The organism is Zoogloea sp. JDB1, assembly GCF_056724025.1.
In genome coordinates this window covers 290,491-307,012 of record NZ_CM161496.1, presented here as the reverse complement: position 1 = coordinate 307,012, position 16,522 = coordinate 290,491, and the positions used below count along the sequence as shown (strand labels likewise).

Here is a 16,522-nt window from a genome sequence, read left to right as displayed (position 1 = left end):
TGGGCGCAGCAATTGGATGCTGCACACGGGAACGTTGCTTCGATCATTAATAGCTTCGCAACGTCCGCTGAAACCACGGCTCTCTACGGGCCGATCAATAACACCACCATAGGCGGTGTCATTGACAGCATCTACATGGCGCTTTTTAATCGGGCTCCGGATGCTGCTGGCAAGCAGTTCTACGTGGATGGCTTCGCGAAAGGTGACTTCACCGCTGGCTCGATCGCCCTTGCCGTTCTGAACGGCGCGCAGAACTCCGACCAGGCCGCTATCAACAACAAGGTGGCGGTTGCTCAGGCTTTTGCTGCAGCCCTCGATACTCCTGTTGAAGTTAATGCCTACGCTGGTGATGCCGCTGCTCAAACCGCCCGTGACCTGCTCGCGTCGGTGGTTTCGACCACGAATCCCGCGACCTTCTACGGTGTCGATAACGCCATTCAGCAAATCGTCAATGGCTCGGTCGAGCATGTCTTCACGCTGAAGAATGTTGACGTTGCATATGTTCCCCCGACCACGGCCATCTACTGGGGCTACAACCCCCACGACAACACCAGCGCCTCTGGTGCTCCGGCTGATGGCGGCATTCCGGTTGCCGATCTGCTCAAGTTCCTGACCAGCATCACCGGCCTGACCTTCGCCGAACTGGGTGTTATCGATCCGAATACCGGTAATCCGTTCCAGAACGTCACCAACCTGACGTTGAGCAACCCCCTGAGCTCCACCGGCGGTCAAAACGCCAATAACGGCGGCTCCAACCAGCTGACCATCACCTACGCCGATGGCACGACGCTGACCACCGAAGCCAAGCTCGGCACCGAGTACTTCGATTTCCTGAATGGCCTGCTGTTCGACAAGAACGGCAATACTCGTCTTTACGAGAAGGTCATTTCCTCGGGTTCCAGCGGCGAAACCGCTCCGGCGATCAAGCTGACCGGTTCCGTCAACAACGGCGGCACCGTGGAGCAAGGCTTCACCACCGCTGGCGATGACACCATCGTTGCGGGCCGTCTGGATCTGCTGCACGGCGCCTACATTGATGGCGGCGCTGGCTACAACACCCTTGAAGTCGATGCCAAGGGCCAGTACGCACAACCGCTGCAACTCCTGAACATCCAGGAAGTCCGCGTCAACGATCTGCCGAACTTCTACACCGACGCGAGCGGCAACGACCACTACCCGGATCTGACCAACCAGCTCGATCCGACCAACAACGACAGCTGGCTCGACCTGAGCCGTGCCACCGCGATCAAGAAACTGGTCGTGACGGATGAGAGCGCCAACAGCGGCAACCTGACCATCGTTGGTGTCCGCAATGCGGCGACCCTGCGCCTGGAAGGTGGTTTTGCTGGCGGTGACAACTCCCTGACCGTGCAATACGGCCAAGGCCAGACCGGCACGCTCAACCTCGAGCTGGCTGTCGGTACCGTTGATGGCACCATCAACCTGCTGCAAAACGCCTCGGTGTTGAACATCGACTCCCAAGGCGTCGAAAACCACCTGAACCACTTCTTCGCGGGTGGCAACATCAGCCGCATGATCGTGACCGGTACCGGCGTTTTCAGTGCTGATGGCAATATCGCCTCGAGCTTCAATGCTGGCCGCCCCGCCATCATCGATGCCAGCGCCAACACTGGCGGCCTGGACATCGAACTCGACGGCCACTACAACCTGAAGGTCACTGGTACCCAGGCTGATGACGAAATCATCGCCACTGGCAGCACCAAGGTTGTCATCGCCGCCGGCAATGGCGACAACACCATCAAGACCGACGGCAGCCAAACCGTCAGCATCACCGCGGGTACCGGTGCTGACACCATCTCCGCGAAGAACGGCGAGACCGTCGTGATCGATGCGCAGGGTGGCAACAACGTCATCGACGCAAGCCAGGACGTCAATAGCAGCCACTTCGGTGCCGGGAATGTCTCCATCACCACCGGCAGCGGCAATGACGTCATCACCGCGGTCCGTAACGATGTCGTGACCATCAACGCGGGTGACGGCGCCAACAAGATCGAAGCCAGCGCCAACACCATCAACATCACCACCGGTGCCGGCAACGACAAGCTCGTGCTCTCCGGCATGGATACCGTGTTCCCGCAAGGCGACAACGTTTCCGGCGACAACACCGATAACTACCCGGTGGTCATCAACGGTGTCGCCCAGCCGGGCGCGCTGCTGAACATCGATGTCGGTGGCGGCACCAACACCATCGTCCTTGGCCGCGATCCGTTCGGCGTTGATACCGGTACTCAATTCGGCATCACCGCGCTGGAAGGTTCCAGCATCACGGGTTCGAACATCTCCCTGTTCGTCGAGAACAACAGCAACCTGACTCAAGCGACGCTGACCGGCATCACCAACGTGACGCTGAAGCAAGAGCTGACCATCACGGCTGCTCAGTTCTCCAGCATCGGCGCTGCCGCGTTCAACGTGTACCACGCCGCCTTCGGTGCAACCGAAGAACTGCACATCGTTGTGAGCAGCGACACTACGCTGAGCAGCCTGGTTGACCTGACCAAGCTCAGCACCAACGTCCGTCTGAGCTTCGAACTGCACAACGGCGCCACGCTGACCCTGTCTGCCGAAGAGCTGTCCAAGTACGTGGCTGTCAACGGCATCCATGCTGACGACGGCCTGAATGGCAAGGTCGTGATCACCAGCGCGGGCGAGAATTTCGACCCGTTCAACAGCGGTGACAGCTACCAAGTGATTACCGGCGGCACGGTTGCGGGCGGTTCGCTCGACAACCTCGGCGTCAATGTCACGATCGTGCGTACTGCCAATGGTTACGAGCGTCCGGCTCCCGCTGCCTCGACCGACACCCTGACCATCGACTCCGACGGAACCCCGGTCGTCGGCTCCGCTGTCATCAGCGAAGCCCAGACCCTGAAGATCGTCGGTGGCCAGAACCTCACCTTCAACAAGGTTGTGGATCTGGGCGGCGAAGCCGCGCTCAAGGGTGCTGACAACGTCTTTGGTCAAACCATCAACGGTGTGACCCAAAGCACGCCGAACGGTACCTACATCGTTGCTACCGGTGACCTCAAGGCCGAAAGCGACGCTTTCACGGTCGATTTCTCCGCGCTGACCGGCACCCTGACCGGCCTGACCCTGGATCACTTCCAGGACGTCAAGCAGATCATCGGTAACAACACCGGCACCCGCATCGATGTCAAGCTCAATGCCGACGTCGGCGCTCCGGGCGTTGGCAAGGGTCTGAACACCAGCGGTGTGGCCGAGTACGTCGTCACCTCGATCGACACCGACCAGGATGGTGCCAAGGATTCTGGCAGCACCGTCATCGTCAACCTGTGCGACCTGACCAAGGACGTCACCACCATCGGTCTGCAAGGGAACGTTGGCAACACCCTGAAGATCACTGGTGTGCCTTGGGGCGTCGTTGCTCCGCACATCCTGCTGGAAGGCGATCATATCGCCAACTGGAGCGATGAAATCAAGGCCAACGGCAACCCGGATACGTCCAACATCGGTACCGTTGAAGTTGATTACTTCACCGCAGGTGCGCCGGCAATCATCGACATCAACAATGGTGGCGTGGCCCTGGGCACGACCTCCACGGGTGGCGAGCGCAAGTTCGCGATCGATGGCATCAAGCTGCTGAACGCTGTCTCCGCAACGGTCAATGTGACCGACGGCGACGCCGTGATCGCATCCATCGCTGATGTGGCCGTCACGCCGACTCTGAAGACCCTGACGATCACCGCGACCGAAGACGTCACCGTGACCGCCGATCTGCCGGATTCGCTGAACAAGATCGACGCGTCTGCCGTGACCGGTGTCTTCACCGCGACCATCGACCATTCTGAGGTTGCTCACCCCGTCGACTTCACCTTTGTGGGTGGTGCGGGTGGCACGGTGTTGTCGCTGGACGACGTCGTTGCCGGTACCCAAACTTCCATCGACGGCGGCCCGCTGGGCGCCACGCTGAAGGTTTCCGGCGATGTCGAACTCGACAACGCTACGCTGGCCAACGTCGCCCACGTGGTTCTGGCGAATGGTGCTGATCTCTCCCTGAACTTCACCGAGTTCGCGGCCATCGGCGCTGCCAATATCACCGTCGTCGCGGGAACCTTTGATCTCCCCCACCCGGCTGGCACGCTGAACCTCGTCGGCCTGAGCAACCAGCCGTTCTCTGTGACCAACCTGACCACCGGTGTTAACCTCGGCACCGTGACCCTGGCGACCGACGCTGTCGTGACCCTGGATCCCGCTACCGATCTGACCGGTGTGGATGCTCTGGTGCTGCACAAGGATCAGGTGCTGAACCTGACCGCGGCTCAGTATCAGGAACTGGTGAAGAGCGGCAACGTCAACCTCATCACGGTTGAAAATGGCGAGAAGGCCACGGTCAACATCACCGGCCTGACCCAGGCCGATGTGGCCAAGGGCTTCGATACCAGCCATATCTCCAGCCAGATCGACCTCAGCCTGACCCTGGCTGAAAATGTCAACTTCCCGCTTGACCAGACCGTCCCGGTTGCCAAGGTTCTGACCAACCTGGCCGGTGTGGATACCATCAATGTCGGTGACAACCTGACCCTCGGCCTGCCGCACGTCGAAGACGGCAGCGGTGTCAAGATCGTCGGTGGCACCAACAGCACCGTGGTGATCCACGATGCGACCCTGGGCCTGACTAGCAGCATCGATGCTTCCGGCTTCGATGTGGACAGCCTGCAGGTGCTCAACACGCTGGTGGGTGGCCACAACATCGACGAGATCTTCGCGGGCCTGTCGGCACGCGTGATCAAGACGGTCACCAACGGCGAAGGCAACGTCCTTGAAGTTGACCAAACGGTCAATGTCACGGCGGGTACTACCGTGCCGCAGGGTCTGGATGTCTTCAAGACCGAAAACAACGTCGAAGTGCAGAATCTGACGGTGAATCTGCTGGGCGGTACCGACATCAGCGGTGACCTGGGCATTGCTTCTGTGCCCAAGAACCCGCTGCTGCACACCCACCTGCAGAGCCTGACGATCAACTCGACCGGCACGGCTGCCAACATCCTGTCCGGCAAGACCACCAACATCATCGCGGGTGACATCGATCCGTTCGCTGGTTTGGGCTCTGTCGATAACAACCTGCTGAACGTCACCATCAACGCCACCCAGGCGTTGCAAGTTGGCGGCAGCATCAAGTTCTCGTCGGTTGTCGGCGACGATGCGGTCACCGGTAACGATGACTACCAAGCCACCGCCACCCTGAATGTCACTGGCTCTGCCGATGTGACGGTCCAGCACTTGGACGTGACGGACACCGAAGTCAGCACGCTGGCCATCAACACCACCAGCACGGGTACGCTGACGGTGACGGGTGGTTCCGCTGCCGTTCTGGGTGAAACCAATGGTCCGTTCGCCCCGGGGCCGGTGACCAATCACTTCGCCAACCTGGTGTTCTCGGGCACCGGTAATGTTGTGCTGGGTGATGCCGACACCTCCACGCCGCAGTTCGGTATCGAAGCCGACAATCTGTCCAAGATCGACGCTTCGGCCCTGTCCGGCAACCTGAACCTGGGCCAGATCACGGATATCAATTCCGAGAACTTCGCCTTCACTTCCGGTACCGGCGTAACCAAGCTGACGCTGACCACCGACGTCTTGGACAAGATCAAGCCCACCGACACCGGCTGGAGCTTCGACCTGACCAAGGCCGCGGCGGGTAGCGAACTGCACCTCGGCTCCTCCACCGCGGCGATTCCGCTGAACTTCCAGGGTGGTGCGCTGAACGTCAAGCTTGGCACCAACGCGACCCTCTACATTGATGGTCTGCCTGGCTCCACGGTTGATCTGACCCACCTGGACAGCGTTTCCATCACCGGTGCGAAGTCCATCGTTCTGGCGGCTGGTGTCCACCTGGTCCTGACGGCTGCAGAAGCCAACGGTCTGCACATCGTTGCCGATCCGAGCATCGTTCTCGACAAGAACGCTGTTGGCTACGATGCAAGCAAGGTGCCGTCCGTCGATATCGTCAACCTGGATACGGCTGCCACCGATCTCAGCGGCATCGAGTCCCACATCGCGGGTACGGTCACGCTGAAGGAGGCTGCGAACCCCACCTACGCTCACCAGGCGGATGTGACGCTTGCTGCAGCAACCGATCTGGGCTCCTTCTCGGTGACCCTGAACGACGTCGACTCCCTCGTCGGTACTGACAATGAGATGGCTGGCCAGACCATCCGCTTCGCCACGGCGACGCAGGCCCAGCGCAAGATCATCGTCGTCGGTGCGGATAGCAATGCCGGTACTCCTTGGACTGGCGCGGCTGACGGCTCTCTCGAGCGTGACACCAACGTGGTGTGGAACTTCAACACCATCAACACCGCCAACGGCAAGATCGACACCAGCGGCTACGCTGCATCGCTGGGCCGTGTGTGGGTGAATGACGCACTGGTCAATGGCAAGAACGTCGAGGACATCTTCTCCAGTCCGAGCGCGGTTCAAACCAACCCGACCGAAGGCATCATCAACCTGAACAGCACCACGATCATCCGTGTTGCCAACACTGCCGATCTGAGCACCTTCACGCAGAATGTGAACGTTGATCGTACGGTGGAAGTCGATGCCTTCACTTCGCTGCCGGCTGGCCTGGTCTTCAACAACGCCGACAAGCTGGTGGGCGTGCAGAACCTGACCCTGGATCTGGGCGGTGCGGTGACGCTGGGTGCCATCTCCGTGGATGACATCGTTGCGGCGAATATCGCCAACAACAACAGCTTCGGCACGCTGACCATCAACTCCAAGCTGGCGTCTGCAGGTACCGATAGCTATCTGCTGCCGCAAGGCTTCGATCCGCTGAAGAACGCCTATCCGACCGCGCACAACGTGGTGGGCGATATCTCCAGCGGTGCAAGCCGCGGCGAGCTGACCACCGTCGTGCTCAATGCGACCGGTGTGGAGCTGGATACGGGTACCGTCAAGTTCAACGAAACGACGAACACGACGACCAACCCGACAAAAAATTCGACTGCCAATCTGGTGGTGGACGGTAGCAAGGATGTGACGGTCAAGTCGGTGGATGCTACCGATACGGACCTGACCGTCGTGCAAATCCTCAATAACGGTACTGCTGCCCTGACCGTGACGGGTGCCAGCCCGGCCGTTCAGCTGGGTACTGCTGTCGAGGGTCTGCTTGTCGCCGCTACCGATGGTGGTTCCATCACGTTGGGCAAGGTCGATGCCACGACCGGCGCCGTCATCAACGCCGGCGTCGCGGGTCAGGAAGTGAGCGCCATTATTACCGGCGGCAGCGCTGGGTCTGTGCTTGATCTGGGCACCCTGGCTCAAATCGACAGCACCAACGATGACCGCAACAAGGATGGCGATACCACGGATCAGGCTGTCTTCACTGCGGCCGGTGTCACGGATTCCGCCGATGCGGCCTTCACGCTGAAGGCGGGTTCCAACGTGGTGACGAAGGCCAAGGTTGGTGCCGCCAACGGCCTGACGCCGACGCTGAACGCGCATAGCGAGTGGGTGTTCGACTACACGAACGCTGCGGTGGGCAGCTCCCTGACGCTGAGCTCCACGGCCAGCCTGCAGCAGTACTCCACCCTTGACCTGATCAACGTGCCGTTGATCATCGACGGGGCGGTGGATCTGAGCCAGCTGATCGACGATGCTTCGACTGCTTCCGTTACGGAAGGTCTGAAGGTTGCGGGTAGCACCAGCATCACGGTTCTCGCCGGTGCAACCCTGACCCTGACGGCCGCTCAGGCGGATGTTCTGCGCGCTGCTGGTGTGCAGATCTACGGTGCCGGTACGCTGAAGCTGACGGGCGATGCCTCCAACCTCACCCTGGGTGCCAACCTCCACACCGCGACGGTAGATATCTCCGGCGTGACCCTGGTGGCTGCTCCGGCGGTGGGTGCGGATGCGGACAACAAGGTCAACCTGACCGCGCTGACCGGCTCCAAGCTGACCGCTGCTGATCCTGCCTTCCTGGCCCAGACCATCGTCGGCTCGCCGAGCGATGATCTGATCTCCACCACGGCCAATGGTGGCAACGTGATCTCCGGTAACGGCGGCAACGACACGGTCGATGTCTCCGGTACCAATCACCACAACACCATCAATGTGACGTCGGGTACGGATGCTGTTGTTGGCGTCCAGACCGGTGATGTGCTGGTTGTGTCTTCCGGTGCGACGGCTAACGTCACCGCCGGTGGCACCTTCATCGCCACTGCCGCAACGTCGAACAACGGCACCGCGACCATTACGGGGACGGATGTCGATGTGAGCCACGCCACGGGTTCCAACGGCTTCACCGTGGTTGGTACTGGGCTTCTTGCTAGCACCTTGATCGGCAGCGCTCAGGCGGATGTCATCAACGGCGGCAACAAGGGCTATCTCGGCAGCTTCGATACGCTGACCGGTAATGGTGGTGCGGATACTTTCGTGTTCGATGTCCATACCTCCACGCCGGCCACGTTGACGGCGGCTGCTGTTCCGGCTCCGGTTGCTGCGGTGGATCAGGAAACCATCACCATCAACACCGATGGGGCGAGCAACAATCCGACCCAGGCAAACGTCACGATCAACTACACGGTCAATTCGACGATTGCTGCAGTAGTGGTCGACTTGTCCCATGTGGATCTGACCAGCAAGCAGGCGGTGACGACTTCGATCGCCGCCGCACTGGATGCGATCCCGGGTGTGGATGCCAAGGCCGAGCAGGTTGGCGGTGTCTGGCAAGTGACGGCGCAAGGAACGACGGGCGGCAAGCTCGACATCAATTCCTTGACTCCGGGCGGTGCTGACATCGGCACTTTGGCGTTCAACGCGGTCGATCACCTGACTGGCGATGTTGCCCAGCAGAATGACATTGCGGTTTCGGGCATGGCCAATGCGGTTGGTGAGATCTACAACATCACGGCGACGCTGGCTGATGGCACCACGATCGTTGCGGACTACGCAGCAACTGCGTTGGACATGACTCTTCCGCTCTTGTTGAATACTGACATTGCTCTCAAGTTCAACACGCTGGCGGCTGGCAAGATTGTGGCAGTTGGGACGCCTACCGGAATTCACTTCACTGATGTGAACGCCGACGACGGTGGTTACACGCTGAGCTTCAGCTCGACGGGGGCTGTCGATGGTTCCGGTGCATCGAAGTTCCAGCCGGCCGTTCCTGTTCCGAACCCGCTTGTTCAGTATGTCACCGCGCTTGACCTCTATCAGAGCGCTGATATCGTCACCGACTTCACCAGCGGTACGGATCACCTCAAGCTGAATGTGGCGGCGGGTACCAGTGCCAACTACAAGGAAGCGGCGGCTGCGACCGACATCAGCACTGCGTTGATCAATGCGAATTTGAACTTCGCGGCTGGCGCCGGTACGGTCCAGTACTACCTGGGTTGGATCACCGCTGACAACTCTAATCCGCTTAACGACACCACGTCTGGCACCACGATCAAGAATGGCGATACCGTGGGTGTGTTGTTCGTCGATTCCAACAAGGATGGTACGGCCGACATGGCTGTCCGCCTGGTTGGGGTTGATGGCACCAAGCTTGATCACGCGGATATCGTTGCCTAAACAAGCGTGCTAACGGACTGGACCCGATATACAGTCGGGTCCAGTCAAAAAATACAACCCTCGGGTCTCACAAGGATCCCGAGGGTTTCTTTTTTGGTAATGGGTATTTTTCTTAGCTGAATCTTCTGTCATGAATACAACGCTTGTGGCTTTGCGCTCCGATGAGCACCGCATGCACGGTTTCAGTCGCGTCGAGCACTACCGCTTTGCCCTCCATCAACCTGTAATTGCGGTGCAACTGGCCGAACTCAGTGCGCTGGTTCCAACGCTGCCGCTCGCTTTTGCCAAACTGCCGGGCGGTCGGTTCATGCTGGTTGCGGTGACCGGTTTCGACGATGGGCGGAACTTGATGGTCAATGAGGCGGGGCGCTGGGGCGGCTTGTATCTCCCCAATCAGTTCCGGGCCTATCCGTTCAGCCTGCAAGTCTCGCTTTCCGGTATGGAGGGTCAGAGCGATCCGGAGAGGCGGTTCGTCCTCTGTTTTGATCGCGCCAGTGGTCTTTATCGCGAGACTCCGAGCCTGGCGGCAGGCGAGGTTCGCTTCTTTGACGATGAGGGACAGCCGCAGCCCATGATCCAGGGGATATCGGACTTCCTGACCCAGATGGCAGTGGCCCAGGAGGTGACCGAGCAGGCTGTACAGGCACTGGAGAGGGCGGAATTGCTGACGCCCTGGCAATTGCCCGCAGAGAGCGAACAACAATTGCCGAAGGGCTTATACCGGGTGGACGAGGTCCGGCTTCAGCAACTGGACGGCGCACAACTCGACGCATTGCATAAGCTGCATGCATTGAGTCTGGCTTATGCTCACCTTTTCTCGATGAGCCGGATTGTTGTGCTGCAGCGCCTGCAGCAGGAACACCGGAAGCACGTGAAGGTGCCGCCTGCTGTTGATCTTGACTTGCCGCAGAAGCTTTTCGATCTGACGCAGTCGGATACGTTGAAATTCAACTGGTAAACCACGTTACTCGACGGCGTTGCGGCGGTGGTTGAACGGTCAACCTGCCGTGGCAGCCGGACGGGTTTGCCGGAGAGCCCCGTGTATTTCTACTATCTGACTCGTCCGCTGCAATTGCGCACGCGGGAACAAAGCAAGTATCTGCCCGCGGCGGCAAAGCCGGGTGCGCCGGCCGCTACCGAGGTGTATGTCGCGGCTCAGCGGGAAGTGAAGTTGATCCACCAGGCGATACGCCAGACTTATCCGGATACGCCTCCGGGAGACACATTGCGTTTGCTGGCGCCTGCCATGCAGGGCTTGTTGCCGGGCGTTCCGCCGCGTCTTGGGGCCGAAGGGCTGATCACGGATGGAAAGGCGGGGGCGGATTGCCTGACCGGACAGTTGCAGGCGTTGCGGGCTGCCCAGCCTGATCGCCGGCATTTCCGCCTTCTGCTGGTCAATGGCTTCGGTGCCAACCTGGGCGACAATCTCGTCGGCCTCACCGCTTTTCGTCACGTGCTGCCGGTGCTGCAGGCACATCTACCCGATTTCTCGGTGGATGTGCTGTTGGGGTGGCACAGTCACGATGAGCTGGCTTACCAGTTTCAGGGCCTTCAGGGTGTCGATACCGTTCATACGCAGGGGCTCACGCTGGCCGAACTCGGTCGCTACCAGGCTCTGTTCGATACCAGCAATCTGATCGAAGCGCCGCGCTACGGCGAGCTGCCGATGGTCGACTGGTATTTGTGGTGGATGGGCGTGGATTACGGTGGGATTGCACCGGAGGCCAAGCGCAACATGCTCGCCCTGCGGGACACGGATCGCGGGGTTGTCGCGGCGCGTCTGGCGCAGATAGATGCGGGACCACGAATTCTGATCAACCCGAAGGCGTCCGTGCCCTTGCGCAGCATGCCGGAGCCCGCGTTGCATCGACTTGTCGCCCGGATTCTCTCCGATTGGCCGACGGCTCAGATCGCGCTCGTCCAGTCGTTTGATGGGGAGCATCCTCGGATTCATGTCCTGGATGATGTGGTGAACACCCCTGGTCGGCTGGCTGCCCTGACTGCGGCGGTGGATGCCTTGATTGGGGTCGATACCTATACCCAGCATCTCGCCGATGCTACGGCGACGCCAGCGGTGACCATTTGTACGACGATGGGCGCCGAGCTTTTTCCCTATTACCCCCTCCATGCCGTACAGCTCTTGCCCCGTGCTGAAGCCTTGGCGGGTTGGGGGCAGCCCAAGGTCCCGGACGCGGAATGGTCTGGAATGGCCGAAGACTATGCGCGTGCCTGGCAGGAACTGGAGCCGGGGATTCTCCTTGAGGCGCTACGGCGTGTCATGGCACGGAAGGCGGCTGATCCGGAGGCCTCGGCTCCCCGCTTCCGTTCGGTGGGGGCGGCTGCCGCTGCCGCCGTCGCGCTTCCCCTGCGTCGGCGGGAGGATCCGCTGGCCGGCGTGCTCGACGAGGTACTCAGCGATCTGGCTGCCCAGGTCTTGCGGGCCGGCGACACGGTGGTGCATCTCGGGCCGGGGGAGGGCGTGGCGTCGCTGAGTCTGGCTCAGGCTGTGGGCCATCACGGGCGTCTGATTGCGATCGAGCCGCGTCGTGTCCTGCATCAACAACTCTGTGCCAGGCTTGTCCAGGCAGGGTGTGGGTGGGCCGAAGTCCATCTCGCCTTGCCCGAGGGGGAGGGGCTTGCCTTGCGTGAGATCCAGTCCCTGCGGACGATGGATGAGTATCGGCCGCTGATGTTCGCGAATAGCCGGCAACCCGAGCCCGTCGTCTCTTGGCCGCTCGATACCCTGAACCTGGATGTCTGTGCGCTGCTGGTGATCTATTCGCCGCTGGCGCTTTGCTCTGTCCTCGAGGGGGCGCGGGACACCCTGGTCCGTCTGCGACCGGTTGTGTTGATCGGCGTGCTCGAACAGGGTGAGTTCGAGGCTTTCGAGTCCTGGTTTACCGCACTGGACTATCGTGTCCGCATCCTGTTGATAGGGCCTGCGGCGCAGGCCGAGCAGCAATCCCGTTACGGCCTGCTGGTTGCGGAACCGGTTGCGGGCCGACCTGCTTGCTCTTGGTGATAGCAGGATTGCGGGATGTTGATATAGACCCAGCCGAATTCGACGCGGTGTGTGGTGATATCGGGGCAGTGTGCCTTGCGGGTGGCGATTTCGCCGGCAATTACATCTGAACGGACGAGGATCTTGGTCGGTTGTTCGGGGTTGGGAAATGCATAGACGCCGGAGCCTTCCATGTTGCCCGGGTGAAAGGTGTCGATGCCCTGCAGGCGTTCGGCGAAGATCTCGGGCAGTGGATTGTAGAGTTCCGGATGGTGGAGCATGACGGGGATGACGAACGGCTTGAAAGCGACATAGTTGAATGCCGCTCGCCGTCCCCAGAGCCCGTAGTAGGAGACTGTGGCGATCTGGCACGCCAGAAGAAGCGTTGTCAGGAGCAGGGCCCGTTTCCGGCCCAACCGGCCGATGGTCACGACCAGTCCGAAGGTGATCGGGATGGCAAGCCAATAGGCATAGCGGGCGAAAATTGTCTGGCCGTGATTCCAGTTGGGTGCGCCCAATGCGGGGATGGCCATGACGACGCTGGCACCGACACCGAGGAGGAGGGGCAACCCCCAACTACGCTGGGTCTGTACCGCGCAGCCACGCGGAGTGAGCATGCCGATCACCCAGAGGCCGAGTAGAAGAGCTCCGACAAGCAGCACGGCCGGTAGAGCGGTGACCATGCCCATATTCAGATCGAGGAATAAAGAGATCAGGCGTTCAAGGCTGATCATGGATGTGTCGGCCCAGCCGGCGGCCGCGATGGGGTTGGTCACCCGGCTGGTGAGCCAATAGAACGCGACCGGCAGTATTGCAAAGGCGAACGCGAGCCCCGTGCCGACGATAGGGCGGATCACCGAGCGGAGCCGCCGGGTACTGTTGCCGGCTGCAGGCAGGGACTGCCAGATCGACCAGACGCCCATGCCCAACACGAGAAACACCAAGGGCGGATTCTGGGTGGCAGCCGCCGCCGTAGCCCCCATCGCCAGCCCGTAGCGCTTGTCGTCGAAGGCCATCAAGCCGAGCAGTACGAGGGATGCGGTAAAGATTTCAGGGTGAGTCCACCAAACGTAATAAGTCGTTCCTCCCAGCAGGAACAGGCTGGCAAGAAGCTGCTTCTGGAGGGCGGTTCCGGTCCAGAAGCGGCACAGGTAAACCAGTGCCAATCCGACGAAGGCCCCGTTGCAAAGGACGAAGGCCGTCTCCGGCTTGCCGCCGACTGCAGTGACAGCGGCGAGGAAGGGGGCAACGAATAGGGAATACAGCCAGAAGTGCCAGGCGTAAACCTGCCCTCCCGTGGCCCGGACGAATCCCTTTGCGTCGAACTGTGCGCCGCCGCCCGGATATGCATGCCCTTCGCCGAGGGTGGAGAAATCCAGTTTGGCTTCGCCGCGGCTCGGGGCGATGTCGGTGTTGAAGAACGCGATGTCCCCGGCCCGCAGATCGGGCGATGCGTGGCTCGCAAAGGCATGGGCGCCGAGGAGGTATTCCCGGCCGTCACCCGTCAGTGTGCCTCTTGAGATGCTGGTCAGCAGGAGGGCGATCACTGCGATTGCCCACAAGGCGATGGCTGTCCGATTCAATAGGGTCATTTGGGTGTTCCGAGGTTCACTGATCATGAGAACAGGTCCCCTACTGCTTCGGGTACCAGGGCCTGGCCGGGGATGAAGTCGGCCAGCAGGGTGCCGGCGCGGCGTGCCATCTGTCCGGCCAGCCAGCGCAGGTGCCATTCCTGGTGCTCGGCGGCGCACAGGCCGATCAGGCGATGTGCGTAGTGTTCGGGGGCGTGGACGGCGAGTTGCCGGGCTCCTGCGGCGCCGACCTGCTGCACCTGTTCAGGTTGGGCGACGAGACGCTGGAGCAGCCGGCCGAGATCCTCGGCTTCGTGCTCAGGGCGGATCTTGAAGACGCATTCGTCCGGGAGGCTTGCATACCAACCGGTGTCGGTGACGACCGAGGCGAGGGCGCGCGACCAGATGCGCAACTGGCTGCCTGAGGCTTCGCCCATGCTGGGGTAGCGTAGGTTGAGGGCCAGATGAGCTTGGTCGAGCAGGCTGTCGAGGGCTTGGGCGCTGACGAAGCCATGCAGGTGGGCCTGATCGGTCAGGCCATGTTCCGCCAGCTTGTGCCGGACGAGGGCGGCATCCCAGAGTTCGCCGCACACGTCGAGCTGGAGTTGGGCGCGAACAGGGCTGGCGGCCCAGGCTTCGATGAATTCGAGCAGCCGGCGGTTCGGGCCGGTAAAGCCGAACGAGACTAGGCGCAGGCTGGTGCCCGTGGCGCGGTCGGCCGGGGCCGGGGTGGCCGGTGCGGGATAGGGCAGGGGGAGGCTATGGACCGGGAGCAGGGGTAGGCGCTGGCGCAGGTCGGGTTCGAGCCGTGGGTTGTGGGTCAGTATGGCCAGGGCTCCGTCCGCTACAGCTTCGCAGAGCGGGAACTGCTCGGCGGCGATGGCAGGTGAGAGGCGGCCGGCGTTGACGGCGAGGGCGGCCTGGTAGCCGGCGTCGCCATACAGCGCTGTCATCAGCCTGATGTAGTGCTGGCCTTGCTGCGGTGTGTCCCGATTGCCGCTGACGTTCAGCATGCCGCAGACGAACTCGTGGACGGCGAAGTCGTGCAGGACGACGAGTCCGGGATGGCGCTGGGCCGTGCTCCAGATGGCGCCGTGGAAGTCGGCGTTGTTGCCGATGTGGTAGATGTTGAGGTCAGCCTGGTTGAGCTCGGTGGGGCTGAGGTCGCGGATCGCCCGAACGGGGTAGGGAAAGTCTTCGGGGGCTTCTGCCTGATCGTGGCAGAAGACGACCTCGGCATGCGCTGCCAGGTGAGGGGCCAGTCGTGCCGTGTAGTTGGCGATGTCGGTGCGGGCCGGTGGCAGCGGGGAAAACCAGTGGATCTTCATCATGCGAGAAGCGTGTCCACGACGTTGCGCCAGCTCACGTTGCGGGCTGCGTAAAGGGCTTTTCCTTCCCGGCCCCAGCGCTGGGCGCGGGCCTTGTCGGACCATAGCTCGTCCATGGCGGCGGCGAGAGCCTGAGCGGTCGGTGCGCAGGACAGGCCGGTGTGTCCGTTCTCGACGAACTCCAGCGGTCCGCCGGCATCTTCGGTGGTGATGACGGGTTTGGCGGCGAGCATCGCTTCGAGCGTGATGTAGCCGTAGTCTTCGTCGATCGGAGGGTAGACCACGCCGAGGCAGCGGGCATAGAGGCTGAGCTTTTCTTCTTCGCTGACGCGGCCAGCCCAGGTGATCCGCGCAGCGACGCCGAGGCGCTCGGCGAGTGCCTTGAGCTCGTCGCCGTAGGCCGGGTTGTCGGCGGCGCCGGCGAAGACCACGCTGATTGGCTGCCGGGTGTGGGCCAGTGCTTCGATCACCAGCGACTGCCGCTTGAGCGGATTGAGGCGGCTCGGGAAGTACAGGTAGGGCTCCGCATCAGCGCTGTAGAAGGCCTCGGCGTTGCCGGGCGGGTGGTAGAGCGGCTGGCTGTCGATGTCGCAGAAGTGCTTGAGGCGGCCAGCCACGTTGCGGGAGTTGGCGTAGATCGCCTTGGCCTCCGGGATGTAGCGGCGGTCGGCCTGTTCGATCGCCCCGATGACGGCGCTGCCATGTTCCTGGTGGATCAGGTCGGCGTACTGGGGGTGGTTTTTCAGGTCATAGGCGGTGCGGTGCTGATGCAGGATCCACAACACCTTGTTGGGATGCGGAATCAGGTAGGCCGGAAACTTGAGGCCGATGACCCGGTCGATCTTTTCCCCGTTGGCTTCGTCCAGGTCGAGCAGGCGGCAGGCGAGGATGTGGTCGAGGATCTTGGGGGCCGGGTACCACTTGAAGGGTATGGAAACCATTTCGGCTTCCACACCGTTCTGACGCAGGGCGGCGAGAAGATTCTCGGCGTGGATTTCGGCGCCGCCGCGGATGAAGGGGACCTGGGTGGTGGCAACAACGACTTTCATGGCGGGTCTGGCGTTCGGGTT

At 61.5% G+C, this 16,522-nt stretch carries 6 protein-coding genes; 3 read left to right on the top strand and 3 right to left on the bottom strand.

Annotated elements, in window-relative coordinates; all coding sequences use genetic code 11:
* The first annotated feature begins 135 nt into the window (after positions 1-135).
* The 3 genes from AC1PPK_RS01410 to AC1PPK_RS01400 all read left to right on the top strand — a co-directional run bounded on the left by AC1PPK_RS01410 (position 136) and on the right by AC1PPK_RS01400 (position 12,574).
* Positions 136-9,552, top strand: coding sequence for a hypothetical protein (locus AC1PPK_RS01410; protein ID WP_481116066.1), 9,417 nt, complete (start codon positions 136-138; stop codon positions 9,550-9,552).
* 130 nt (positions 9,553-9,682) lie between these two features.
* Positions 9,683-10,510, top strand: a complete 828-nt coding sequence (locus AC1PPK_RS01405; protein ID WP_481116065.1) for a SapC family protein — start codon at positions 9,683-9,685, stop codon at positions 10,508-10,510.
* An 81-nt stretch (positions 10,511-10,591) separates the two neighbouring features.
* The gene (locus AC1PPK_RS01400) at positions 10,592-12,574 is read left to right on the top strand and encodes a glycosyltransferase family 9 protein (protein ID WP_481116064.1); all 1,983 of its coding nucleotides are present in this window, start codon (positions 10,592-10,594) and stop codon (positions 12,572-12,574) included.
* On the opposite strand, the gene AC1PPK_RS01395 is transcribed toward AC1PPK_RS01400, so the two are convergent.
* From AC1PPK_RS01395 to AC1PPK_RS01385, 3 genes are read right to left on the bottom strand one after another with little or no spacing between them, the layout of a single operon-like run.
* Entirely contained in the window at positions 12,520-14,145 is a 1,626-nt protein-coding gene (locus AC1PPK_RS01395; protein ID WP_481116063.1) for a hypothetical protein, read from the bottom strand. The two genes, AC1PPK_RS01400 and AC1PPK_RS01395, sit on opposite strands and share 55 nt — an antisense overlap.
* A 23-nt stretch (positions 14,146-14,168) precedes the next feature.
* On the bottom strand, positions 14,169-15,455 hold the full coding sequence (locus AC1PPK_RS01390; protein WP_481116062.1) for a glycosyltransferase family protein: 1,287 nt from the start codon (positions 15,453-15,455) through the stop codon (positions 14,169-14,171).
* Positions 15,452-16,501 carry a glycosyltransferase family 4 protein gene (locus AC1PPK_RS01385; RefSeq protein WP_481116061.1) on the bottom strand — a complete coding sequence of 350 codons (1,050 nt, stop codon included), beginning with the start codon at positions 16,499-16,501 and terminating at the stop codon, positions 15,452-15,454. The genes AC1PPK_RS01390 and AC1PPK_RS01385 overlap by 4 nt, the downstream gene beginning before the upstream one ends.
* Positions 16,502-16,522 lie beyond the last annotated feature (21 nt).

Coding starts and splice junctions, on each gene's coding strand:
- AC1PPK_RS01410 (WP_481116066.1), top strand. CDS start 136: ATGGCGCTTTTTAATCGGGCTCCGGATGCTGCTGGCAAGCAGTTCTAC.
- AC1PPK_RS01395 (WP_481116063.1), bottom strand. CDS start 14,145: ATGACCCTATTGAATCGGACAGCCATCGCCTTGTGGGCAATCGCAGTG.
- AC1PPK_RS01405 (WP_481116065.1), top strand. CDS start 9,683: ATGAATACAACGCTTGTGGCTTTGCGCTCCGATGAGCACCGCATGCAC.
- AC1PPK_RS01385 (WP_481116061.1), bottom strand. CDS start 16,501: ATGAAAGTCGTTGTTGCCACCACCCAGGTCCCCTTCATCCGCGGCGGC.
- AC1PPK_RS01390 (WP_481116062.1), bottom strand. CDS start 15,455: ATGATGAAGATCCACTGGTTTTCCCCGCTGCCACCGGCCCGCACCGAC.